The sequence below is a fragment of the Pseudomonas sp. GW821-FHT09H03 genome (genome assembly GCF_059415945.1).
The window spans coordinates 101,350-124,607 of the sequence record NZ_JBWKOF010000007.1; the positions used below are offsets into that span (position 1 = coordinate 101,350).

At 59.2% G+C, this 23,258-nt stretch carries 24 protein-coding genes; 20 read left to right on the forward strand and 4 right to left on the reverse strand.

The window, feature by feature from the left end; genetic code table 11:
* Nucleotides 1–25 precede the first annotated feature (25 nt).
* A complete protein-coding gene (araG, locus tag AC07OG_RS11815) occupies nucleotides 26–1,570 on the forward strand; it encodes an L-arabinose ABC transporter ATP-binding protein AraG (RefSeq protein WP_495067105.1) in 1,545 nt (514 codons plus the stop codon).
* A gap of 12 nt (nucleotides 1,571–1,582) precedes the next feature.
* Nucleotides 1,583–2,551, forward strand: coding sequence for an L-arabinose ABC transporter permease AraH (araH, locus tag AC07OG_RS11820; RefSeq protein ID WP_060540895.1), 969 nt, complete (start codon nucleotides 1,583–1,585; stop codon nucleotides 2,549–2,551).
* Nucleotides 2,552–2,635: 84 nt separating this feature from the next.
* On the opposite strand, the gene AC07OG_RS11825 is transcribed toward araH, so the two are convergent.
* Nucleotides 2,636–2,962 carry a hypothetical protein gene (locus tag AC07OG_RS11825; RefSeq protein ID WP_060540835.1) on the reverse strand — a complete coding sequence of 109 codons (327 nt, stop codon included), beginning with the start codon at nucleotides 2,960–2,962 and terminating at the stop codon, nucleotides 2,636–2,638.
* Nucleotides 2,963–3,300: 338 nt separating this feature from the next.
* Here AC07OG_RS11825 and AC07OG_RS11830 point away from each other — a divergent pair, with 338 nt between their 5' ends.
* The 6 genes from AC07OG_RS11830 to AC07OG_RS11855 all read left to right on the forward strand — a co-directional run bounded on the left by AC07OG_RS11830 (nucleotide 3,301) and on the right by AC07OG_RS11855 (nucleotide 9,249).
* Entirely contained in the window at nucleotides 3,301–3,783 is a 483-nt protein-coding gene (locus AC07OG_RS11830; RefSeq protein ID WP_060540836.1) for a GNAT family N-acetyltransferase, read from the forward strand.
* A 276-nt stretch (nucleotides 3,784–4,059) separates the two neighbouring features.
* Nucleotides 4,060–5,052: a 2-dehydro-3-deoxygalactonokinase gene (locus AC07OG_RS11835; protein WP_495067106.1), complete on the forward strand. Its 993-nt coding sequence runs from the start codon at nucleotides 4,060–4,062 to the stop codon at nucleotides 5,050–5,052.
* A gap of 19 nt (nucleotides 5,053–5,071) precedes the next feature.
* Complete coding sequence (locus AC07OG_RS11840; protein ID WP_495067107.1) at nucleotides 5,072–5,692, forward strand: 2-dehydro-3-deoxy-6-phosphogalactonate aldolase; 621 nt, start codon at nucleotides 5,072–5,074, stop codon at nucleotides 5,690–5,692.
* A 46-nt stretch (nucleotides 5,693–5,738) separates the two neighbouring features.
* Complete coding sequence (gene dgoD, locus AC07OG_RS11845; protein WP_060540839.1) at nucleotides 5,739–6,887, forward strand: galactonate dehydratase; 1,149 nt, start codon at nucleotides 5,739–5,741, stop codon at nucleotides 6,885–6,887.
* Nucleotides 6,888–7,074: 187 nt separating this feature from the next.
* The gene (locus AC07OG_RS11850; protein WP_218425253.1) at nucleotides 7,075–8,385 is read left to right on the forward strand and encodes an MFS transporter; all 1,311 of its coding nucleotides are present in this window, start codon (nucleotides 7,075–7,077) and stop codon (nucleotides 8,383–8,385) included.
* 60 nt (nucleotides 8,386–8,445) lie between these two features.
* On the forward strand, nucleotides 8,446–9,249 hold the full coding sequence (locus AC07OG_RS11855; RefSeq protein WP_060540841.1) for an IclR family transcriptional regulator: 804 nt from the start codon (nucleotides 8,446–8,448) through the stop codon (nucleotides 9,247–9,249).
* A gap of 179 nt (nucleotides 9,250–9,428) precedes the next feature.
* On the opposite strand, the gene AC07OG_RS11860 is transcribed toward AC07OG_RS11855, so the two are convergent.
* Both AC07OG_RS11860 and AC07OG_RS11865 read right to left on the reverse strand, forming a co-directional pair.
* Complete coding sequence (locus AC07OG_RS11860; protein WP_060540842.1) at nucleotides 9,429–11,093, reverse strand: electron transfer flavoprotein-ubiquinone oxidoreductase; 1,665 nt, start codon at nucleotides 11,091–11,093, stop codon at nucleotides 9,429–9,431.
* Nucleotides 11,094–11,114: 21 nt separating this feature from the next.
* Nucleotides 11,115–11,534: a hypothetical protein gene (locus AC07OG_RS11865; protein WP_156465482.1), complete on the reverse strand. Its 420-nt coding sequence runs from the start codon at nucleotides 11,532–11,534 to the stop codon at nucleotides 11,115–11,117.
* 105 nt (nucleotides 11,535–11,639) lie between these two features.
* Between AC07OG_RS11865 and AC07OG_RS11870 the strand changes: the two genes are divergently transcribed.
* From AC07OG_RS11870 to AC07OG_RS11920, 11 genes are all read left to right on the forward strand, one after another.
* A complete protein-coding gene (locus tag AC07OG_RS11870; protein WP_218425254.1) occupies nucleotides 11,640–12,389 on the forward strand; it encodes an electron transfer flavoprotein subunit beta/FixA family protein in 750 nt (249 codons plus the stop codon).
* Between the two features lie 14 nt (nucleotides 12,390–12,403).
* Nucleotides 12,404–13,333, forward strand: a complete 930-nt coding sequence (locus AC07OG_RS11875) for an electron transfer flavoprotein subunit alpha/FixB family protein (RefSeq protein ID WP_060540844.1) — start codon at nucleotides 12,404–12,406, stop codon at nucleotides 13,331–13,333.
* A gap of 200 nt (nucleotides 13,334–13,533) precedes the next feature.
* Nucleotides 13,534–14,370 carry a substrate-binding periplasmic protein gene (locus AC07OG_RS11880; protein ID WP_060540845.1) on the forward strand — a complete coding sequence of 279 codons (837 nt, stop codon included), beginning with the start codon at nucleotides 13,534–13,536 and terminating at the stop codon, nucleotides 14,368–14,370.
* A gap of 9 nt (nucleotides 14,371–14,379) precedes the next feature.
* Complete coding sequence (locus AC07OG_RS11885) at nucleotides 14,380–14,736, forward strand: DUF4398 domain-containing protein (protein ID WP_082457502.1); 357 nt, start codon at nucleotides 14,380–14,382, stop codon at nucleotides 14,734–14,736.
* Entirely contained in the window at nucleotides 14,733–15,545 is an 813-nt protein-coding gene (locus tag AC07OG_RS11890; RefSeq protein WP_060540847.1) for an OmpA family protein, read from the forward strand. Before AC07OG_RS11885 ends, AC07OG_RS11890 begins: the two co-directional genes overlap by 4 nt.
* Nucleotides 15,546–15,744: 199 nt before the next feature.
* Nucleotides 15,745–17,184 carry an aminotransferase-like domain-containing protein gene (locus tag AC07OG_RS11895; protein WP_060540848.1) on the forward strand — a complete coding sequence of 480 codons (1,440 nt, stop codon included), beginning with the start codon at nucleotides 15,745–15,747 and terminating at the stop codon, nucleotides 17,182–17,184.
* A gap of 84 nt (nucleotides 17,185–17,268) precedes the next feature.
* A complete protein-coding gene (locus AC07OG_RS11900; protein ID WP_495067108.1) occupies nucleotides 17,269–17,751 on the forward strand; it encodes a translation initiation factor 2 in 483 nt (160 codons plus the stop codon).
* A 165-nt stretch (nucleotides 17,752–17,916) separates the two neighbouring features.
* Complete coding sequence (locus tag AC07OG_RS11905; protein WP_060540850.1) at nucleotides 17,917–18,171, forward strand: YkgJ family cysteine cluster protein; 255 nt, start codon at nucleotides 17,917–17,919, stop codon at nucleotides 18,169–18,171.
* Nucleotides 18,172–18,267: 96 nt separating this feature from the next.
* Entirely contained in the window at nucleotides 18,268–18,873 is a 606-nt protein-coding gene (locus AC07OG_RS11910) for an START domain-containing protein (RefSeq protein WP_060540851.1), read from the forward strand.
* A 331-nt stretch (nucleotides 18,874–19,204) separates the two neighbouring features.
* Nucleotides 19,205–21,298: an LTA synthase family protein gene (locus tag AC07OG_RS11915; RefSeq protein WP_495067109.1), complete on the forward strand. Its 2,094-nt coding sequence runs from the start codon at nucleotides 19,205–19,207 to the stop codon at nucleotides 21,296–21,298.
* Between the two features lie 277 nt (nucleotides 21,299–21,575).
* A complete protein-coding gene (locus AC07OG_RS11920; protein ID WP_495067110.1) occupies nucleotides 21,576–21,875 on the forward strand; it encodes a hypothetical protein in 300 nt (99 codons plus the stop codon).
* Between the two features lie 89 nt (nucleotides 21,876–21,964).
* On the opposite strand, the gene AC07OG_RS11925 is transcribed toward AC07OG_RS11920, so the two are convergent.
* Nucleotides 21,965–22,123 carry a DUF3309 family protein gene (locus AC07OG_RS11925; protein ID WP_170948722.1) on the reverse strand — a complete coding sequence of 53 codons (159 nt, stop codon included), beginning with the start codon at nucleotides 22,121–22,123 and terminating at the stop codon, nucleotides 21,965–21,967.
* 300 nt (nucleotides 22,124–22,423) lie between these two features.
* Here AC07OG_RS11925 and AC07OG_RS11930 point away from each other — a divergent pair, with 300 nt between their 5' ends.
* Nucleotides 22,424–23,239, forward strand: coding sequence for an SDR family oxidoreductase (locus tag AC07OG_RS11930; protein ID WP_060540853.1), 816 nt, complete (start codon nucleotides 22,424–22,426; stop codon nucleotides 23,237–23,239).
* Nucleotides 23,240–23,258: the final 19 nt, after the last annotated feature.

Here is a 23,258-nt window from a genome sequence, read left to right on the forward strand (position 1 = left end):
CTGATCTGCGAAAAGAGGTGGGGTTATGCACGCGCAATCAAAAACACAACATCACAACTGCAGTGGCAGCTTGCGCTTCAACGGGATCGGCAAGACCTTTCCCGGGGTCAAGGCGCTCGACGGCATCAGCTTCGTCGCCCATCCGGGGCAGGTTCACGCCCTGATGGGCGAGAACGGCGCAGGCAAATCGACGCTGCTGAAAATCCTCGGCGGTGCCTATACACCGAGTAGCGGTGCGTTGCAGATCGGCGAACACACGATGGACTTCAAGTCCACCGCCGACAGCATCGGCAGCGGCGTCGCGGTGATCCACCAGGAGTTACATCTGGTGCCGGAAATGACCGTGGCGGAGAACCTGTTCCTGGGGCACTTGCCGGCCCGTTTCGGCCTGGTCAACCGGGCTACCCTGCGTCAGCAAGCCCTGGCTTGTCTCAAGGGCCTGGCCGATGAAATCGATCCCCAGGAAAAAGTCGGGCGCCTGTCCCTCGGCCAGCGGCAACTGGTGGAAATTGCCAAGGCATTGTCCCGAGGCGCCCATGTGATCGCCTTCGACGAACCGACCAGCAGCCTGTCGGCGCGGGAGATCGAGCGCTTGATGGCGATCATCGGCCGACTGCGCGACGAAGGCAAAGTGGTGCTGTACGTCTCCCATCGCATGGAAGAAGTGTTCCGCATCTGCAACGCGGTGACGGTGTTCAAGGACGGCCGCTTCGTGCGCACGTTCGAGGACATGAGCCAGCTGACCCATGATCAACTGGTCACTTGCATGGTCGGTCGCGACATCCAGGACATCTACGACTATCGGCCTCGCCAGCGGGGCGCCGTGGCACTCAAGGTCGATGGCCTGCAAGGGCCGGGCTTGCGTGAGCCGGTGAGCTTCCAGGTGCACAAAGGCGAAATTCTCGGGCTGTTCGGTCTGGTCGGCGCCGGCCGCACCGAGCTGTTGCGCATGCTCAGCGGGCTGGAACGCAATAGTGCCGGACGTCTTGAACTGCGCGGCCATGAACTGAAACTGCGCTCACCCCGGGACGCGATTGCCGCCGGCATTCTGTTGTGTCCCGAAGACCGCAAGAAAGAGGGCATCCTGCCCCTGGCCAGCGTCGCCGAGAACATCAACATCAGCGCACGCGGTGCCCATTCCAGCTTCGGCTGCCTGCTGCGCGGCCTGTGGGAGAAGGACAACGCCGATCAGCAGATCAAGGCTCTGAAAGTGAAGACGCCCAATGCGGCGCAGAAAATCATGTACCTGTCCGGCGGCAATCAGCAGAAGGCCATTCTCGGCCGCTGGCTGTCGATGCCGATGAAAGTCCTGCTGCTCGACGAACCCACCCGTGGCATCGACATCGGCGCCAAGGCCGAGATCTACCAGATCATCCATAACCTGGCCGCCAGCGGCATCGCGGTGATCGTGGTGTCCAGTGACCTGATGGAAGTCATGGGCATTTCCGACCGCATCCTGGTGCTGTGCGAAGGCGCGTTGCGTGGCGAACTGAGCCGCGACCAGGCCAATGAATCCAACCTGCTGCAAATGGCTTTGCCGCGCCAACGCGCTGACGGCGTGGCGAACTGAGGGGTGACTATGATGACAATCCAAAACAACACATTGCCGGCGACTCGCAAACCTCTGGACCTGCGGCGTTTTCTCGATGACTGGGTAATGCTGCTGGCCGCGGTCGGGATCTTCGTCGCCTGCACCTTGCTGATCGACAACTTTCTTTCGCCGCTGAACATGCGTGGCCTGGGCCTGGCGATTTCCACCACCGGCATCGCCGCCTGCACCATGCTGTATTGCCTGGCATCCGGGCATTTCGACCTGTCGGTGGGCTCGGTGATCGCCTGTGCCGGGGTCGTTGCAGCCGTGGTCATGCGCGACACCGACAGTGTGTTTCTCGGTGTCAGTGCAGCCCTGGTGATGGGCCTGATCGTGGGACTGATCAACGGCATCGTGATTGCCAAGCTGCGGGTCAATGCGTTGATCACCACACTGGCGACCATGCAGATCGTGCGTGGTCTGGCTTACATTTTCGCTAACGGCAAAGCGGTGGGGGTGTCACAGGAATCGTTTTTCGTCTTCGGTAATGGCCAGTTGTTTGGCGTGCCGGTGCCGATCCTGATTACCATCGTCTGCTTCCTGTTTTTCGGCTGGCTGCTCAACTACACCACCTACGGGCGCAACACCATGGCCATCGGCGGCAACCAGGAAGCGGCGCTGCTGGCCGGGGTCAACGTGGACCGGACCAAGATCATTATCTTTGCCGTGCACGGCGTGATCGGCGCGCTGGCCGGGGTGATCCTGGCCTCGCGCATGACGTCCGGCCAGCCGATGATCGGCCAGGGTTTCGAACTCACAGTGATCTCGGCCTGCGTGCTGGGCGGGGTGTCGCTGAGCGGCGGGATCGGCATGATCCGCCATGTGATTGCCGGTGTGTTGATTCTGGCGATCATCGAGAATGCGATGAACCTGAAGAACATCGACACGTTTTATCAGTACGTGATTCGCGGTTCGATCCTGTTGCTGGCGGTGGTGATTGACCGTCTCAAGCAGCGCTGACAATTATTGCCCGCAGGAGCGAGCTTGCTTTCGAAAAGGCTCGCTAAGCCGGCACTTGAGTCAGCTTCGGTGCCGACCTGCATTCTATTGGCTGATCCCGCCTTCTTTGCCCGAACTGTCGGTAGTGGTCGAACCGAGTCCGCCTTGGGTGGGTGTTTTAGTGTCCGGTAGATTCATGCCACCCTGGCGACCAGGATCATTGCCCTGATCCCGTGGGTCGTTGCCGGTGGATGGTGGCAGGCCGCTGTCGAGGCCTGAACCGGTATGGGTCACGGGGGCGCTCTGGATAGCCGGAGCTTTGGGGTTTTCCACTGGATTGGTGGGGCCGGTGCTGGAGCCAATGTTCCCGGCGTAGGCACCGGAGGCCAACAAGGCGGTGAGGGCGAGGGCGGTCAACCTGGACAGGATCATGGTGTCGTCTCCAGCGAGTAGAGTGCTTAGTTGATTAGTCCGCCCCCGAATTGCATGGGTGCCAGACGTGCGACGAACGGCTTGGTATCAGGCTTGTGTGGCTCTGCGGCGGAGGTCCTCTATGGCGAGGAGCTCACTGTGGCGAGGGGGCTTGCTGTAGCGAGGGGGCTTGCCCCCGCTGGACTGCGCAGCAGTCCCCTTCCATGATCGGCGCCATCCAGATATTGGGGGTTGCTGCGCAACCCGACGGGGGCAAGCCCCCTCGCCACAGCAAGCCCCCTCGCCACAAATCCCGTGCCGACTTAGTATGGCGTTTTCAATTTTGACAAGGCACGTCCATGACGATCGAAATCCGCCCGGCGACCCCCAGTGACGCGCCGCAAATTCTCGCGTTCATCACTGAACTGGCCGACTACGAACGTGCCCGTCATGAAGTCATCGCCAGCGTCGCCGACATCGAGCGCAGTCTGTTCAGTGAAGGCGCTACTGCCCATGGCCTGATCTGCCTGCGCGACGGTGTGCCGATCGGGTTCGCGGTGTTCTTCTTCAGTTACTCCACCTGGCTGGGGAGCAACTGCCTGTACCTTGAAGACCTCTACATCACCCCTGATCAGCGCGGTGGCGGGGCGGGCAAGACCTTGCTGCGGCATCTGGCGAAAATCGCCTGCGCCAATGATTGCGGGCGCTTTGAGTGGAGCGTGCTGGAGTGGAATACCCCGGCCATCGACTTCTACAAATCCCTGGGCGCGCAGCCGCAGGAAGAGTGGGTTCGCTATCGCATGGATGGCAAGGTCCTTCGCGAGTTCGCAGACGGAAATTGAACCGTGATATTTCGCTGTAAACCCATTCCGTAGGAGCTGGCTTGCCAGCGATGGCGGGCTCAAGAGCAATGCAGCCCTTGAGCTTGAATCGCCAGCAAGCCGGCTCCTGCAGGGCAATGTAAGCTGTGAATATCGCAGAAATCGACGTCTGCGATTTTTTTTGCCTGGAGTCTATTAATCCCTATATATGGGAGTGATATTTATATATTGAGATTTAAACGCGTCAGGGTTTATAGTCCGGCTCACTCACTGCCAAAAACCAAAACAGGTGAAGCGATGCGGGCGCAATTGATCGCGCTGGATTGGGGGACAACCTCATTACGTGCTTACAAACTGGCCGAAGGTGGCAAGGTGCTCGAACAGCGTTCGCTGTCGTCGGGAATCATGCAACTGCCCAAGGTGCCGCGAATCATTGCCGGCCGGGAATGCACCGACGGTTTTGAACTGGCCTTCGATGAGGCATGCGGCGACTGGCTCGACGCGCAACCCGGCTTGCCGGTGATTGCCTGTGGCATGGTCGGCAGCGCCCAGGGCTGGCGCGAAGCGGCCTACCGCGATACACCGGCGAACGTCGCCACGCTTGGTACGTCCCTGCAAACCGTTCGCAGTATTCGTGGAATCGATGTGCACATCGTGCCGGGGGTGATTCAACGTTCGCGTCTGCCGAATGTGATGCGTGGCGAAGAAACCCAGGTGCTCGGCGTGCTGCAAAATCTGCCGGGCGAGGCGGGCGGGGATCTGTTGATCGGCCTGCCGGGCAGTCATTCGAAATGGGTGGAAGTGGCCGACGGCTGCATCGTCCATTTCGATACCTTCATGACCGGCGAAATCTTCGCCGTGCTCAGCGAGCACAGCATTCTGGGGCGCACCCAGCAGCGTAGCGCGACCTTCGATGGCGACGCTTTTGATCGCGGTGTACAGGTGGCGTTATCGGCGGACGGTGAAATCGGTCCGCTGTCGACCCTGTTCAGCGCCCGCAGCCTGGGCCTGACCGGCGAATTGAGTGCCACGGCGCAAGCCGACTACCTGTCCGGGCTGTTGATCGGCCACGAGTTGTCGGCCCTGGCCTGTGCTCAACGGCGCCGGCGCAACAGCGTGCACCTGCCTTCGATCATCCTCATCGGTAACGCCCAACTCTGCGCCCGCTACAGCCGCGCGCTCGACGCTTGTGGCTTTGCCCGGGTGACCCTGGCCGAGCAGGCCACCGAACACGGATTGTGGCAACTGGCGCTCGCCGCCGGTCTGATCACGCCCACCCTGTCCCCTTAATCCTGACTGGAGGTCTGACATGCTCAAACAAGCCCTGGCGCAAAACGGTCTGATCGCGATCCTGCGCGGCCTGCGCCCACAGGAAGCGGCGGCCGTCGGAGAAGTCCTGTACAGCGCCGGATTTCGCGTCATCGAGGTACCGCTCAATTCCCCTGAGCCGTACGAAAGTATTCGCATCCTGCGTAGCACCTTGCCCGCCGATTGCCTGATTGGCGCCGGCACGGTGCTGACGCCGGAGCAGGTCGGGCAAGTGAAAGCGGCGGGCGGTCAGGTGATCGTCATGCCACACAGCGATCCGCAAGTATTGCGCGCGGCGAAGGCTGCCGGACTGTACCTGTCGCCGGGTGTCGCCACGCCGACCGAAGCCTTCGCCGCACTGGCGCTGGGCGCCGATGTGCTGAAGATGTTTCCGGCCGAGCAGATGGGGCCGGCAGTCGTAAAAGCCTGGCTCGCGGTGTTGCCCACCGGGACGACTCTGGTGCCGGTCGGCGGCATCACCCCGGACAACATGCAGGTCTTTATCGAAGCAGGCGTCAAGGGTTTCGGTCTCGGTTCCGGCCTGTTCAAACCGGGTATGACCCCGGAGCAAGTGGCGGCCAATGCCAAGGCCTATGTCGCTGCATGGAACGCTCTGCGTTAAGACTTTTTCGGCGCCGAGCGCGCTGCATCCAATAAGAGAGCCAAAGATGAAAATCACTAAACTGACCACCTTCATCGTTCCGCCGCGCTGGTGCTTCCTCAAAGTCGAAACCGATGAGGGCGTGACCGGTTGGGGCGAGCCCGTGGTCGAAGGCCGCGCTCATACCGTCGCAGCGGCCGTTGAAGAATTGTCCGACTACCTGATCGGCAAAGACCCACGCAATATCGAAGATATCTGGACCGTGCTGTATCGCGGAGGCTTCTACCGGGGTGGCGCAATTCACATGAGTGCCCTGGCCGGTATCGATCAGGCGTTGTGGGACATCAAGGGCAAGGCGTTGGGGGTGTCGGTCAGTGATCTGCTCGGTGGTCAGGTGCGCGACAAGATTCGTGTGTATTCATGGATCGGTGGCGACCGCCCGGCGGACACGGCACGGGCTGCGAAGGAAGCGGTGGAGCGTGGTTTCACTGCGGTGAAAATGAACGGCACCGAAGAGCTGCAGTTCCTCGACTCCTTCGAAAAAGTAGACCTGGCCCTGGCCAACGTCGCCGCCGTGCGTGATGCGGTGGGGCCGAACGTCGGCATTGGCGTGGACTTCCATGGCCGGGTACACAAGCCCATGGCCAAGGTGCTGATGAAGGAGCTCGATCCGTACAAACTGATGTTTATTGAAGAGCCCGTACTCAGCGAAAACTATGAAGCGTTGAAAGAACTGGCACCACTGACCAGCACGCCGATTGCACTCGGTGAGCGCTTGTTTTCCCGTTGGGATTTCAAGCGTGTACTCAGCGAGGGTTACGTCGACATCATCCAGCCCGATGCGTCCCATGCCGGTGGCATCACCGAGACCCGCAAGATCGCCAACATGGCCGAAGCCTACGACGTCGCGCTGGCGCTGCATTGCCCGCTGGGCCCGATCGCCCTGGCGGCCTGCCTGCAGCTGGACGCCGCCTGCTACAACGCCTTCATCCAGGAACAGAGCCTGGGCATCCATTACAACGAAAGCAACGACCTGCTCGACTACGTCAAGGACCCACGGGTGTTCGACTATGACCAGGGCTTCGTGAAGATCCCGAATGGCCCGGGCCTGGGTATCGAGATCAACGAGGAATACGTGATCGAGCGCGCCGCCGTCGGCCACCGCTGGCGCAACCCGATCTGGCGCCATGCCGATGGCAGTTTTGCCGAGTGGTGAGTTCTCCCTGAACAACCACCAATCCCCTGTGGGAGCCAGCCTGCTGGCGATTCGGTAGGCACATTCAGCATTGATGGTGACTGACACACCGCCATCGCCAGCAGGCTGGCTCCCACAGTTGATCTCCATGGACAAGGAGATCTGCGTTTCACCTCGACCTCAATAAACATAAAAAGAGGCACTCCTCATGCAACCGCAAACCCTCACCGGGCAGGCGTCGTTGGTGGCGCCCAGCCGCAAGCGTTTTTTCATCATGGTCCTGCTGTTCATCACCGTGGTGATCAACTACCTGGACCGCAGCAACCTGTCGATTGCCGCCCCTGCGCTGACCAGCGACCTGGGGATTGACCCGATTCATGTCGGCCTGATCTTTTCCGCGTTCGGCTGGACCTACGCCGCCATGCAGATTCCTGGCGGCTGGCTGGTGGACCGAGTGCCGCCGCGCATTCTCTATACCGCTGCACTACTGCTGTGGTCGATTGCCACGGTGATGCTCGGTTTTGCCGCAAGCTTTATCGCGCTGTTCGTGCTGCGCATGGCGGTGGGTGCTCTGGAAGCGCCGGCTTATCCGATCAACAGCCGCGTCGTCACCACCTGGTTCCCCGAGCGCGAGCGCGCCACGGCCATCGGTTTCTACACCTCCGGGCAGTTCGTTGGTCTGGCTTTCCTGACACCGGTTCTGGCCTGGCTGCAACACGAATTCGGCTGGCACATGGTGTTTGTCGCCACCGGCGCAGTGGGCATTCTCTGGGCGGTGATCTGGTACGCGGTGTATCGCGAGCCACGGGATTTCAAAGGTGCCAACGAGGCAGAAATCGACCTGATCCGCGAAGGCGGCGGGCTGGTGGATATTCAGGCCGAGCAAGCCAAAGTCAAAGCCAAGTTCAGTTGGACCGACCTGGGCATTGTCCTGACCAAACGCAAGCTCTGGGGTATCTACCTCGGCCAGTTCTGCCTCAACTCGACCCTGTGGTTCTTCCTGACCTGGTTCCCGACCTACCTGGTGAAATACCGCGGCATGGACTTCATCAAGTCCGGCTTGTTGGCGTCACTGCCGTTTCTCGCGGCGTTCGTTGGCGTGCTGTGTTCCGGGTTCTTTTCGGACTTGCTGATCCGCCGCGGCTATACCGTAGGGTTCGCCCGCAAGTTACCGATTATCAGTGGCCTGCTGATTTCCACCTCGATCATCGGCGCCAACTTTGTCGAGTCGACGCCGCTGGTGATCGCCTTTCTCGCGCTGGCGTTCTTCGGCAACGGGCTGGCTTCCATCACCTGGTCGCTGGTATCGACGCTCGCCCCGGCACGTTTGCTGGGACTGACCGGTGGCGTGTTCAACTTCATCGGCAACCTGTCGGCCATCGCTACGCCTATCGTCATCGGTTTCCTCGCCAGCGGTGATTCTTTTGCCCCGGCGATCACCTATATCTCGGTGCTGGCGTTGATCGGTGCGCTTTCCTACATCTTGCTGGTGGGCAAGGTCGAGCGTATCAAGTTGTAGTCGCGGCACGCGGGCGACCATAATGCCGCCCGTTCACTCGCTCAACGGTAAAGGCTGGATATGCAGGAAGACGCCCCAAAAATCGCCAAGGACGCCGCGCCGACCGGTACCCAGACCCTGCTTCGCGGTTTGGGTGTGGTCCAGGCCGTGGCCAGTGGCGCCCGCGATCTCAAAGAGATAGCCCGGTTGATCGGAACCACGCGCAGCACTACCCATCGCCTGGCCAGTTGCCTGGTGGAGGAGCGTTACCTGCGGGTGGTGCCGCAGGTGGGTTACTTGTTGGGGCCCAAGCTGATCGAACTGGGTTTCCAGGCACGCGAAGAGCTGCCGTTGGTGACCCTGGCCGGGCCTTATCTGGATGAGCTGTCGGCGTTGACTGGCGACACTATCCACCTGGCGATTCGCGAGGGCGACGAGGTGCTGTACCTGCACAAGAATCCGGGGCGCAATGGCCCGGAAATGCGTTCGCGGGTTGGCCATCGCATGCCGTTGGCGCGTACCGGTATCGGCAAGGCACTGATGCTCGATGATTCGCCGCAGGAGTGGCAGCGGCTGTACGAAATCAGCCTGCCGGTGGGTGGGAAAAATCTGTTCTGGCCGCAGCACCCGGAGCAATCCTGGGAGCAGTTCCAGCAGCGCATGGTCGAGTATGTGGCCGGCGGCTACGCCTTCGACCTGGAAGACAACGAACCGTCGATCCGCTGCGTGGCGGCGCCGATTCGTGACGCGAGCAAGCGCATCGTGGCCGCCATCAGTATCGCCAGTACCGTGCCGTACATGCCGCTGGAAAAAATGGCCGAGCTGATTCCGTTGATAAAGGGCACTACGGCGCGTCTATCGGCAGAACTGGGTCTCAAGCTTTAAACACAACCCAATGTGGGAGCGGGCTTGCTCGCGAATGCGGTACTTCATTCAACACTGATGTCGACTTATACATCGCATTCGCGAGCAAGCCCGCTCCCGCATCGGCCGTGTTGTGCCCTGAATTGCGGGCAACAAAAAGGCCCCCATTCGGGAGCCTTTTCGATGTTTCGGCGTTCGGCTTACATGTTCGGGTAAGTCGGGCCGCCAGCGCCTTCCGGCGTCACCCAGGTGATGTTCTGTGCAGGGTCCTTGATGTCGCAGGTCTTGCAGTGAACGCAGTTCTGGGCGTTGATCTGGAAGCGCTTCTCGCCGTCTTCCTTGGTGATCACTTCGTATACACCGGCCGGGCAGTAGCGCTGGGCTGGTTCATCGTACATTGGCAGGTTCTTGCTGATCGGGATGCTCGGGTCGGTCAGCTTCAGGTGGCAAGGCTGTTCTTCTTCGTGGTTGGTACCGGAGATGAACACCGAGCTGAGTTTGTCGAAGCTGATCTTGCCGTCCGGTTTCGGATAGTCGATCTTCTTGCAGTCGGCGGCGAGCTTGAGGCACGCGTAATCCGGCTTGGTGTCGTGCAGGGTGAACGGCAGTTTGCCGCCGAAGATGTTCTGGTCCAGCCAGTTGAAACCGCCACCGACGATCGCGCCGAACTTGTGGATCGCCGGGCCGAAGTTGCGGCTGGCGAACAGTTCTTCGTGCAGCCAGCTGTTCTTGAAGGCGTCGACGTAGGAGGTCAGCTCTTCGGTACCGTCCTTCTCGGCGAACAGCGCGTCGGCTACCGATTCAGCGGCGAGCATGCCGGACTTCATCGCGGTGTGGCTGCCTTTGATCTTGGCGAAGTTCAGGGTGCCGAGGTCGCAACCGATCAGCGCGCCGCCCTTGAAGACCATCTTCGGCAGCGAGTTCAGGCCGCCCTTGCAGATGGCGCGAGCGCCGTAGCTGATGCGCTTGCCGCCTTCCAGGTACTGCTTGAGTACCGGGTGATGCTTGAGGCGCTGGAACTCGTCGAACGGCGACAGGTAAGTGTTGCTGTAGGACAGGTCGACGATCAGGCCCACTACAACCTGGTTGTTTTCCAGGTGATAGAGGAACGAGCCGCCGGTGTTCTCGGTGCCCATGATGTCCATCGGCCAACCGGCGGTGTGCACTACCAGGCCTGGCTGGTGCTTGGCCGGGTCGATTTCCCAGATTTCTTTCAGGCCGATGCCGTAATGCTGGGCGTCGGCATCGCTGGCGAGGTTGAAGCGCTGGATCAGTTGCTTGCCGATGTGGCCACGGCAGCCTTCGGCGAACAGTGTGTACTTGCCACGCAGTTCCATGCCCGGGGTGTACAGGCCTTCTTTCGGATGACCTTCGCGGTCAACGCCCAGGTCGCCGGTGATGATCCCGCGCACCACGCCGTTTTCGTCGATCAGCGCTTCCTGAGCGGCGAAGCCCGGGTAGATTTCTACGCCCAGGTTCTCGGCCTGCTGGGCCAGCCAGCGGCACAGATTGCCCAGGGAGATGATGTAGTTGCCTTCGTTGTGCATGGTCTTGGGCACAAAGAAGTCAGGAATTTTCTGCGCGCTTTCGGCGTTTTTCAGCACGAAAATGTCATCGCGGGTGACCGGCGTGTTCAGCGGAGCGCCGAGTTCTTTCCAGTCCGGGAACAGTTCGTTCAGGGCCCGTGGTTCGAACACGGCACCAGAAAGGATGTGAGCGCCGACTTCGGAGCCTTTTTCGACCACGCAGACGCTGATTTCCTTACCGGCTTGCGCGGCTTTCTGCTTCAGGCGGCAGGCAGCGGAAAGGCCAGCGGGGCCGGCACCGACGATGACCACGTCGAATTCCATGTATTCGCGTTCCACAGGCTATCTCCTACTCAAGGCTCAACAGTTTTTTTCTAATTTTGGAGTTTCGGTGTCGCATCCTTGAATCCCGATGTAACGTCGGGAGAGGACAATCGAGTGACCACCTTTCTCTTTGGGTGGCGCATTATATCTACACCACTCCCAGCGTCCAATACAAACGTTTGTTTGAATTGCCTCAAGGCCAGAGAAATCAAAGTCACGCGCCGTATGAACGGCTATTTTGGCGTATTGACCGGAATAGGCGTTCCGGTCAAGATACGGGCGGTTTTGCGCTCGCCGTAGGCTGACTGTTGGTTTCAAGAGCACCTCTAAAGACAGGGCGATGGCAGTAGAAGTGATGCGCAGTGCAGCTTGGACTCGCAGTTTACACGCCGCGATAAGGAATGACTCGATAGTCACCACTGACGAACGGTCATCAACGTCATGCGCGATGGTCACTTGACACTGTGCCGGCGTTTTTGGAGGTGCCCTTGCGCCCGATGAGTATCAACCGCCAGGTTCGCCTAGGCGACTTTCTTTTCACCGGAGAGTAACGAGGAATCCATGAAGGTTCTTGTAGCTGTCAAACGCGTTGTGGATTACAACGTGAAAGTTCGCGTCAAGGCGGACAATTCCGGCGTCGATCTTGCCAACGTCAAGATGTCGATGAACCCGTTCTGCGAGATCGCCGTGGAAGAAGCCGTACGCCTGAAAGAGAAGGGTGTTGCGACTGAAATCGTCGTCGTCTCCGTCGGCCCGTCCACCGCTCAAGAGCAACTGCGCACCGCGCTGGCTCTGGGTGCCGACCGCGCCATCCTCGTCGAGTCCGCCGAAGACCTGACCTCCCTGGCCGTTGCCAAACTGTTGAAAGCTGTAGTCGACAAGGAACAGCCTCAGCTGGTGATCCTTGGCAAACAAGCGATCGACAGCGACAACAACCAGACTGGTCAGATGCTCGCTGCATTGAGCGGCTACGGTCAGGGCACGTTCGCTTCGAAAGTCGAAATCAGCGGCGACAGCGTTGCCGTGACTCGCGAAATCGACGGCGGCGCGCAGACCGTTTCCCTGAAACTGCCGGCCATCGTCACCACCGACCTGCGTTTGAACGAGCCGCGCTACGCGTCCCTGCCAAACATCATGAAAGCCAAGAAGAAGCCTCTCGAAGTGCTGACTCCGGACGCTTTGGGCGTTTCCACCGCCTCCACCAACAAGACCCTGAAAGTCGAAGCGCCTGCTGCACGCAGCGCGGGTATCAAGGTCAAGTCTGTTGCTGAGTTGGTCGAGAAACTGAAAAACGAAGCGAAGGTGCTTTGAGCTAAGGAGCCGAAATGACAATCTTGGTTATTGCAGAACACGACAACAAAGTGCTGGCCCCGGCCACGCTGAACACCGTTGCTGCCGCCGCCAAAATCGGTGGTGACATCCACGTTCTGGTTGCAGGCCAGGGCGCTGGCGCCGTGGCTGAAGCCGCTGCGCAAGTGGCTGGCGTGAGCAAAGTATTGGTCGCTGATAACGCTGCCTACGCTCACCAACTGCCGGAAAACGTCGCTCCTCTGGTCGCAGAGTTGGGCAATGGCTACAGCCACATCCTGGCTGCCGCCACTTCCAACGGCAAAAACATCCTGCCGCGCGTTGCCGCTGCACTGGACGTTGACCAGATCTCCGAGATCATCTCGGTAGAAAGCGCTGACACCTTCAAGCGCCCTATCTACGCTGGTAACGCCATCGCTACCGTTCAATCGAACGCTGCAGTGAAAGTGATCACCGTGCGCGCCACCGGTTTCGATCCGGTTGCCGCTACCGGTGGTTCGGCGGCTATTGAAGCCGTTGGCGCTGCCCACGACGCTGGTATCTCCAGCTTCGTCGGCGAGGAACTGGCCAAGTCCGATCGTCCGGAACTGACCGCTGCCAAGATCGTCGTTTCGGGCGGTCGCGGCATGCAGAACGGTGACAACTTCAAACACCTGTACGCTCTGGCCGACAAGCTGGGCGCTGCCGTGGGTGCTTCGCGCGCCGCGGTCGACGCAGGTTTCGTACCTAACGACATGCAGGTCGGTCAGACCGGCAAGATCGTTGCTCCACAGCTGTACATCGCCGTCGGTATCTCCGGCGCGATCCAGCACCTGGCCGGCATGAAAGACTCCAAAGTGATCGTCGCGATCAACAAGGACGAAGAAGCGCCGATCTTCCAGGTGGCCGATTACGGCCTGGTGGCGGACCTGTTCGAAGCCATCCCTGAGCTGGAGAAGCTGGTTTAAACCGGCTGCTTCACTTATAAAAGAGCCCGACCGTCTGGTCGGGTTTTTTTTTGTTTTTTTTACCCTGTAGGAACGAGCAGGCTCGCGATGGACGTCAACGATGACGCGGGGAACCTGGATAAACGCGGTGCATTTGACACCATCGCGAGCCGGCTCGCGCCTACAGGGGATATAAACGGTCTGAACGGGAGCGTGTTGCTATGGATTTGCGTCGTGTATTTGGCTGGTCATTACTCCTGGGTTTGACGATATTTCCAGCACTGTCCGGTGCAGCAGGCAAGTGCGAACGCCTGGTGGTCACCGGCAGCCCCGATGCGCCACCGTACCTGTGGCAAGACCCGCAGAATCCCAGGCACCTGATCGGTGCCAGCGCCGATCTGTTGCAGCAGGTGGCGGGGGAGTTGGGGATCAAGGTCCAGATGCTGTATGCCGGCAAACGCTCCCAGGCCCTGGACGAAGTGCGCAGCGGACGCATGGACATGCTGGCCGACGCGCCATTGACGGTCAGCGCACTGGAATCGCTGGACTATATTCATCCACCGTTGCTGGAAAACGATTATCTGGTCTGGACTCGCAAAGACTCGTCATTGGTCTACAGCGACGCCCAGGACCTGCACGGTCACCCCGGCGCGCTGTCGGATAAGTCTCGATTGACCTCGCAATTCGGCACTTTCGCCGAGCAGCAATTGACCCTCGCACGTACGCCAAACCTTACCCAGGCCTTTCAGAAATTGCTCTTGGGCGAAGTGGAATTTGTCCTGGCCGGGCGATACTCCGGCATGGCGACTGCACAGACACTGGGCATGGCCAACGACCTTGTTGCGCATCCTCAACCGGTCGACCGGCCGGGCCTGTTCCTGGCGATTTCCCATGACTCGGCCTGCAACGATCCGTGGTTGCGCGGACAGTTGGCCAAAAAGATGACAGAATTGCCCGCGTCCGGACTGACGGAAGCCGTGTTGCAACGCAACATCGAGCTGTGGAAAGCGCAACAACAGACGCCTCGGCAGCTGCCCGCCAGTACCCCAAAACAGTAGGGATTTTTAGTGAGTATTCGACCTCTTTTCGCTGCCATGGCCGTTCTGGCCCTGGCGGGTTGTGCAAGCGATCCGGCGCCCAATGAACAGATGCGCCTGACCGAACAGGCACTCGAACAAGCCAGGGCCGTGGGCGCCACCGTAGACGATGTGCCGGAAATGAAACTGGCCGAAGACAAGTTCAAACGTGCCCAGGGCAACATGAACGATCAGTCCTTCAAGAACGCGCGCATGCGCTCCGAGCAGGCCGAACTGGATGCCCGTCTGGCTGAAGCCAAGGTGCTCACACTCAAGAGTGAAGAGCAGTTGACTCTGCTCAACACCCGCATCACCCGACTGCGCAAGCAAGTGGGAGATGCCCAATGAGCCTAAGGAGCAAAGCCCTCGGCGGTTTGATTGTGGCAGGTTGCGCCAGCCTTTATGGCTGCGCCGGGCAGCGCAGCGAGACCGCCTTGCAGCAGGCCGGTGCCGAATTCCAGACGGTCAAGGAAGATTCCAATGTGCTGCGTATCGCGCCTAAAGACGTGATTCGCGCCGGTGAATCCCTGGCCCGTGCCGATCGTCTGTCCAGCTATTGGGGCAGCGGTTCGGACGTGGTGCACTACGCCTACCTCAGCCAGCGCTACAGCGAGATTGCACGCGAGCACACCAACCAGGTGCTCAACGAAGAGCGCGCGGCGAAGCTAGAACTGGAACGCCAGCGCCTGCAACTGGCCTTGCGCGAATCCAAGCTGGCCAGCGTGCAGCAGCAAGGCAAATGGCTCGAAGAACAGATTCTCGCCTTGACTACTGCCCAGACTGATCGCGGCCTGGTGATGACCCTGGGCGATATGTTGTTCGATACCGGTGAGGCGGAACTGAAGAGTTCGGCCAATCGGGTGGTGTTGAAGATCGTGCAGTTCCTGCAACTCAATCCCAAGCGTGTAGTGCGCATCGAAGGCTATACCGACAGCACCGGGGGCAAGCAGGAGAACCTCAAGTTGTCCAAGGCCCGGGCGCAATCGGTGGCGGACGTGTTGATGGACCTGGGTATTGATGACAAGCGAATCCAGGTTGAAGGTTATGGCGATGAATACCCGGTGGATGCCAATGCCACTGAAAGGGGCCGTGCACAGAACCGTCGGGTGGAAATTGTGTTTTCCGACGAACAAGGCCAGCTAGGCGCTGCTCGCTAAGAGTTGCGTCACTGGAAACCCGGCCTGTCATGCAGCGCCGGGTTTTTTTGTGCCTGGCAAATGTTTCGCAAAACAGTACAGATCTTGCTGACACTGCACTGTATGGTCGACTATTGTGGTAACTGTCCCAGTACACTTCTAAACTGTTCCGGTATTGTTTATACAAGAATAAAATGCCCGTGAAACCGAGTGCTGCGTCATGACCAATCTTTTGCTCTACCAACGTATTGCTCAGCAACTGGCCGAAGACATCCGCCGTGGGGTCTATCAGCCGGGCGAGCGCGTGCCTTCGGTGCGCAAGATGAGTTCGCAGCTGAATGTCAGCCATGCCACGGTATTGCAGGCGTATGCCAACCTCGAGGACCAGGGGCTGATCCGTGCCCGGCCGCAGTCGGGTTACTACGTACACCAGACGCCGGCCCTGACCGCGCCGACGCCCGACATCGCCCGGGTCGAGCGCCCGGGGCTGGTGACCCGCAGCAGCATTATTCAACAAGTACTGGTCGAATCCCGTCGCGAGGGCGTCTTCCCTTTGGGCGCGGCAGTGCCGAGTGTCGATTATCTGCCGGTGCGCGCCTTGCATCAGCAGTTGGCCAAAGTCACGCGCTTCCATAGCCCGCGGGCGTTCAGCTACATGTTCAGCCCGGGTTTCGAGCCTTTGCGTCGGCAAGTGGCGATCCGCATGCGCGACGCCGGTGTGGTGGTCGACCCGTCGGAGGTGGTGATTACCCACGGCTGTGTCGATGCCCTGCAAATGTCATTGCGCGTTCTGACCCGACCGGGCGATCTGATCGCAGCCGAATCACCGACCTATTACGGCTTGCTGCAACTGGCCGATCTGCTGGGCCTGAAGGTCATCGAGATCCCCAGCGACCCAGCCACCGGCATGAGTCTGGAAGCCTTGCAGCTGGCCGCTAACCAATGGTCGATCAAGGCGTTGGTGCTGACCACGCGCCTGAGTAATCCCTTGGGCGGTACCATGCCCGAGGAGCGGCAGAAACAGTTGCTGCGCCTGGCGTCGGATTTCGACATCCAGATCGTCGAGGACGATATTTACGGCGAGTTGATGTTCGAACAGGGGCGCACCAAGTCGCTCAAGGCCTATGACCGGCTGGATCGGGTGATTTATTGCTCCAGCTTCTCCAAAACCCTGTCGCCAGGGGTACGGATCGGCTGGATGATTGCCGGCAAATATCAGCAGGAAATCCAGCGCCTGCAGACCTTCAGTACTCATTCTGCGTGCAGCGTGACCCAGATGGGCATCGCGGCCTATCTGGAAAATGGCGGGTACGACAGGCATTTGCGCTTTATTCGCCAGGAATACCGTAAAAACCTCAGCGCCTTCCAGCTGGCGGTGCAGCAGCACTTCCCGGAAGGCACGCAGATGACCCGGCCCACCGGCGGTTTCATTCTGTGGGTCAGTTTGCCCGGGCGGGTCAATACTCAGGAACTGCACGTGCGCGCATTGCAGCAGGGCATCAGCATTGCGCCGGGGCTGATTTTCAGTAATACCGAACAGTTCAATCACTGTATCCGGCTCAATTGTGGCATTCCATGGAACCGTGAAGCCGAACGTGCATTGATGACCCTGGGCATGCTGGCCACGCAACTCTGCCAGGAGGTGGCAGCCGGGTTGTAATGGGTATGGGGATGTTTCCCGCGCTTGTCTTGTTGGCGGCAAAGGGTGAGCATATACGCCTCTGCCGTTTGTACCGTTGGGTCCATGAAACAGTTTTTTCCTGTCGCCTGGCTATTGATCTGCCTGTTTGTCAGTGTCCAGTCGGCAACCGTCATTGCCGCTTCTGCGCAGAAAAAACCTGCCAGCGGCAGTCCCCAGGCCGTGCCGAAAAAAGATCCGTCGGGGCAAAAAGCCACCGAGGTGAAAAAAACACCTGCGCCGGTGAAAAAGCGCCCGCCCATTGCCGCCAAATCGAAACCGGCCAGTGAGGTCCTGAAAACCGAGATCCCGTCAGCCCACCTGGATCTGCGCCTGCCCAAGGGCATGGTCGACGAGTTGAAGCCGATCGGCACCGTGCCATTGCCCAAGCGCGAACCCTTGTTGCCACCGATGTTCGGTGACAAGAGCAGCGACAGTCCTTTCCAGCTCAATGGGCGATTGCTCAGCAACGAAATGCAGCTGCAATTGCGCAATGAAGAACGCCGGGACGTTGAGGGCGCGGCGCTGGATTTCGAATTCAAACAGTAATCCATCCTGATTCGCGACCCGCAGGGTAGACACTTTGTCGGAGACTGGCCGGTCACACACCTTTGTGCTGAAAAACCCGCCAGCGGGTAATTTAAAACAACTGTTTTAGCGGGTACTCTGTGTCACGTCTATTAACACATTGCTCGTCGCGAGGAGCTTGTCGTCATGAAATGCCGTGAGGGCTGTGGCGCCTGTTGCATTGCCCCTTCCATCAGTTCACCGATTCCCGGCATGCCCAACGGCAAGGCGGCCGGAGAGCGCTGCCTGCAGTTGTCGGCCGAAAACCTGTGCAATATTTTTGGCCAGCCGGAACGGCCGACGGTGTGTTCGGCGTTCGACGCCGACCCCGAGGTCTGTGGGAGCAGCAGTGAAGAAGCCATCAGGCTGATTGGCTGGTGGGAGCAAATGACGGCGGCGTGATGTGTGGGCTTGCACCTGCGATCACCTGCGAAACACCTGAAGGTGTTCGCCGGTGCAAGCCCAACGAACGGAACTTCAACAATAAGGAATAACACTATGGGTTCGCTGCATCGTATTGCTCTGTTGTGTGGTTTGACGGCTGTGCTGGCCACCTCGGTCGCCCAGGCCGAAGACTGGAAAGTCGCCAAGAACGAAGACGGCATCAAGATCTCCCTGAGTGAAGTGGCCGGGTCCGATTACAAGGCCTACCAGGGCGTGACGTTGATGAAGACCACCATGGCCAAGCTGCGCGCGTTGCAAGAGGATGTGTCGGGAGCCTGCGCCTGGATTCACGAATGTAAAACCCAGAAGCTGCTCAAGCACGAAGGTGATCAGAGCTGGACCTACACCCAGTTCAATACCCCGTGGCCCGTCACTCCCCGCGATTCGGTGATGCACATCACCACCGTCGAAGGCGCCGACGGCAGCCTGACCCGCAAGCTCGAAGGTGTACCCAAGTACCAGCCTGAGGAAAAAGGGTTTGTCCGCGTGGCCAAGGTCGAAGGTTTCTGGAAGTTCGTACCCAAGGGCGATCAGATTGAAGTGACCTATCAGGTGCACACCGAGCCTGGCGGCAGCGTGCCGTCGATGGTGGCCAACAAGTTCGTGGTGGATGCGCCATTCAATACCTTGAAAGCCCTCAAGGAACGCGCCGAGAAGTAACGGCGGGTTTTTTGAACAGGCTTGAGCGGATGCCCCGAATGTTTCGGGGCGTTTTGCATACGGGACTGCGCTTTTATTTTGTTTCCGAATTATTCGTTGCACAGAATTTTCACCAGCCCTCCAGGACAATTCTCCGCGCTCCTGCAATCTGCCGTGCATTGCAGTGACCTGGATGAAAGAACGGCAGGGGAGGGAGTAATCAATGGCAATGCTGCCGTTGATCGTGCAACATTTGTGCTCCGCGCAAACCCCGCAGCCAGGTAATGGCCAAAAGAGGGTAAGGCGCAGCTGTATTTTTGAAACTTCAACTTCCAATGGGTCCTAAAACGACATGGCAATCCCGGACGCCCTGAATCAGCAGCGAGCTTCTAATCGCCTGCTGCAACCGACCGTCAAATCACATCTGGCCTACACGCTGTTGTGTGCCCTGGTCATGATGGTCATGTTCAGCCTGCTGCGCGTCGCGCTGCTGGTCTACAACCGCGAAATGATCCTCGACACACCGGCCTCGACCTTTTTCGAAGCGTTCGCCAACGGCTTGCGTTTCGACCTGCGTCTGGTGGTCTACCTCAGTATCCCGTTGCTGTTGTCGCTGTTCAGCGTCCGGGCCATGGCAGCGCGCGGTTTTTTCCGCTTCTGGCTGACGGTCGTCTCCAGCATCGCGCTGTTCCTGGGCCTGATGGAGATGGACTTCTACCGCGAGTTCCACCAGCGCCTCAACGGCCTGGTCTTCCAGTACGTCAAGGAAGATCCGAAAACCGTGATGAGCATGCTCTGGTACGGTTTCCCGGTGGTCCGCTATCTGCTGGCCTGGGTCGTAGGCACCTGGCTGCTGAGCATGGCATTCAAGGGTGCCGACCGTGCGACCCGTCCCCGCGGCCCGTTCAGTGGCGGCAGCATCAGCACACGCCAGGTTGCCCCGTGGTATGCGCGCATCGGCGTGTTCGTGGTTTGCCTGCTGATCTGCGTGGTCGCCGCCCGTGGCACCCTGCGTCAAGGCCCGCCACTGCGCTGGGGTGATGTCTACACCACCGATTCGAACTTCGCCAACCAGTTGGGCCTCAACGGCACACTGTCGCTGGTTGCCGCGGCCAAGAGCCGGATGTCCGAAGATCGCGACAATATCTGGAAGGCCACCCTGCCGCAGCCGCAAGCCCAGCAAGTGGTGCGCGACCTGCTGGTGATGCCGGACGACAAGCTGGTGGATGCCCAGACCGCAGCAGTTCGCCGTGACTACACGCCGCCGGCCGACAAGACCCTGCCGATCAAGAACGTCGTCGTGATCCTGATGGAAAGCATGGCCGGTCACTCGGTGGGCGCACTCGGCGGGCCGGGCAACATCACGCCGTACCTCGACCAGTTGTCCAAGGAAGGCCTGCTGTTCGACCGCTTCTTCTCCAACGGTACCCATACCCACCAGGGTATGTTCGCGACCATGGCCTGCTTCCCGAACCTGCCGGGCTTCGAATACCTGATGCAGACCCCGGAAGGCAGTCACAAGCTGTCCGGCCTGCCTCAGTTGCTCAGCGCCCGTGATTTCGACGATGTGTATGTCTATAACGGCGATTTCGCCTGGGACAACCAGTCGGGTTTCTTCAGCAACCAGGGCATGACCAACTTCATCGGGCGTAACGATTTCGTCAACCCGGTGTTCTCCGATCCTACCTGGGGTGTGTCCGACCAGGACATGTTTGACCGTGGCCTGGTGGAGCTGAAGAAGCGTGAAGGTGGCAAGCCGTTCTATGCCTTGCTGCAAACCCTGTCCAACCACACGCCATACGCCTTGCCGACGCCATTGCCGGTCGAGCGCGTGACCGATCGTGGCAGCCTGAATGAACACCTTACCGCCATGCGCTACTCCGACTGGGCGCTGGGCCAGTTCTTCGAGAAGGCGCGCAAGGAACCGTACTTCAAGGAAACCCTGTTCGTCATCGTCGGTGACCACGGTTTTGGCAACGAGCGCCAGATCACCGAAATGGACCTGGGCCGCTTCAACGTGCCGATGCTGATGATCGCCCCGGGTGTTCAGGAAAAGTTCGGTCAACGTGATCATACCGTGGGCACCCAGATCGACATCGTGCCGACCATCATGGGGCGCATTGGTGGTGAAGTTCGTCATCAATGCTGGGGTCGCGACCTGCTCAACCTGCCTGAAGGCGATGTCGGTTTCGGTGTGATCAAACCGTCCGGCAGCGAGCAGACCACGGCCCTTCTCACGGCGGACCAGATTCTTGTGCTGCCCAAGGACAAGGACATGGAACCCAAGTTGTATCAGTACGAGTTGGGCGCCACACCGCGCACCGAGGTCATTGCCGATCCTGCGCGCACAGCCGAGTTGAAACTCAAACTCGAAGCGTTCCTGCAAACGGCGACCAAGAGCTTGCTGGACAACACCGCCGGTGTGGTTGACGGCACGCCTGACTAAGCGTTTCGGTAGCGAGGAACAAATGGGCTGATATCAGCCCTTCAAGCCTCGCTTGGGAACCCGGGCAGCAAAAAACAGAATCCGATGCCACAGGCATCGGATTTTTTTTATGCGTCGCGGGTGCTCAAGGGCGTAATCGAGGGGCCTACCTGTCAGGTTTGACAGTAGACAGCTTTGTGCAAAGTGCGTTTTATGACGCAGCCGGGTGCCTGATTCAGCGTTTGCAAGAGTGACGTTAGAGCGGGCCGCGTAGCAAGGATGAGTGAGGCTTTGCGTCATGAATAAGTCTGTCGGGATGGGGCGTACGCTATGGCTCGTGATGGCGCTGGGCGCAAATATCGTCCTGTTGGTTTCCTCCATGTCGGAAGTATCACCGGTGCAGCCTCCCTGGTGTCCGGCGCATGCCCATGAATCAGGCAAGGTCTATGACCAGGTGCAACAAGCAGAGCGCTCCGACCCGCCAATGGAGTGCTGGAGCGATGAATACGATCCGGCGCAATATCCTGACAGTTGGCAGTGGTGTCGGCGCATAACCAGCGAGCCACTTCTGGCAAGCCGGCAAAGATGCCTGAAATGATCCCGGTGACAAAAAACTTCAAAAAAAATGCCAGTCAGGTTATCTGACTGGCATTGAGTCTTGCGCGCTTGAGTGGGTCTTTTACATCTTCATATCTTGCCGAGCAGTAACAGGATCAGTATCACCACCAATACCACGCCGATAATACCGGACGGGCCATAACCCCAACTTCTGGAGTGCGGAAAGACCGGTAAACCGCCGATCAGTAACAGGATCAGAATGATCAGAAGAATTGTGCCCATGTCTATTTCCTTGTTGAAAGTGTTCGGGAAAGTTTTCGCCTTTTACTGTCAGCAGGAATGAATAAAATTCGCGCTGCCTAAAATTTCCGACTGGTGCGAAGCCAAGAAAATTCCATGTTTTTTTACTGTTTTTCGAAAAACACATTATTTCCTTTTGGCAATTTGAACGGCGCTCTTTCCCATTCAGGGGGGCTGTGGTTATCGCGCAGTTTGCCTGGGCCATTCAGCAATCTGATGGAGCGTGGGTCCGGCAATATCCTTCGCTACACTCGACACATCTTCCCCGGAACAACAAGGCTGTTTGCTATGCAAAATCGCATGATGATCACTGGTGCGGGCTCGGGCCTGGGGCGCGAAATCGCGCTGCGCTGGGCACGTGAAGGCTGGCAGCTGGCCTTGTCGGATGTCAGCGAACCCGGTTTGCAGGAGACGCTGAAACTGGTTCGCGAAGCCGGCGGCGACGGTTTTGTCCAGCGCTGTGATGTACGTGATTACAGCCAGCTGACAGCGTTCGCCCAGGCCTGTGAAATCAAGCTCGGCGGTATCGATGTCATCGTCAACAATGCCGGCGTGGCCTCGGGCGGGTTCTTCAGCGAACTGTCCCTGGAGGACTGGGACTGGCAGATCGCGATCAACCTGATGGGCGTGGTCAAGGGGTGCAAGGCGTTCTTGCCACTGTTGGAAAAAAGCCAGGGCAAGATCATTAACATCGCGTCGATGGCCGCTCTGATGCAGGGGCCGGCAATGAGTAACTACAACGTGGCCAAGGCCGGTGTGGTGGCGCTGTCGGAAAGCCTGCTGATCGAGCTGGCACATCAGGAAATAGGCGTGCATGTGGTTTGCCCATCGTTCTTCCAGACAAACCTGCTGGATTCCTTCCGCGGCCCGACGCCGGCCATGAAGGCTCAAGTCGGCAAATTGCTGGAAAGTTCACCCATCAGCGCTGCCGATATTGCCGACTACATCTATCAGCAGGTAGCCGCCGGCGAGTTCATGATCCTGCCGCACGAACAGGGACGCATGGCTTGGGCGATCAAGCAGAAAAACCCGCAATTGCTGTACAACGAAATGACCGTCATGGCCGACAAAATGCGCGCCAAGGCCAAGCAGACCGCGAGCTGATCTTGCCCGCCGGCAGCGC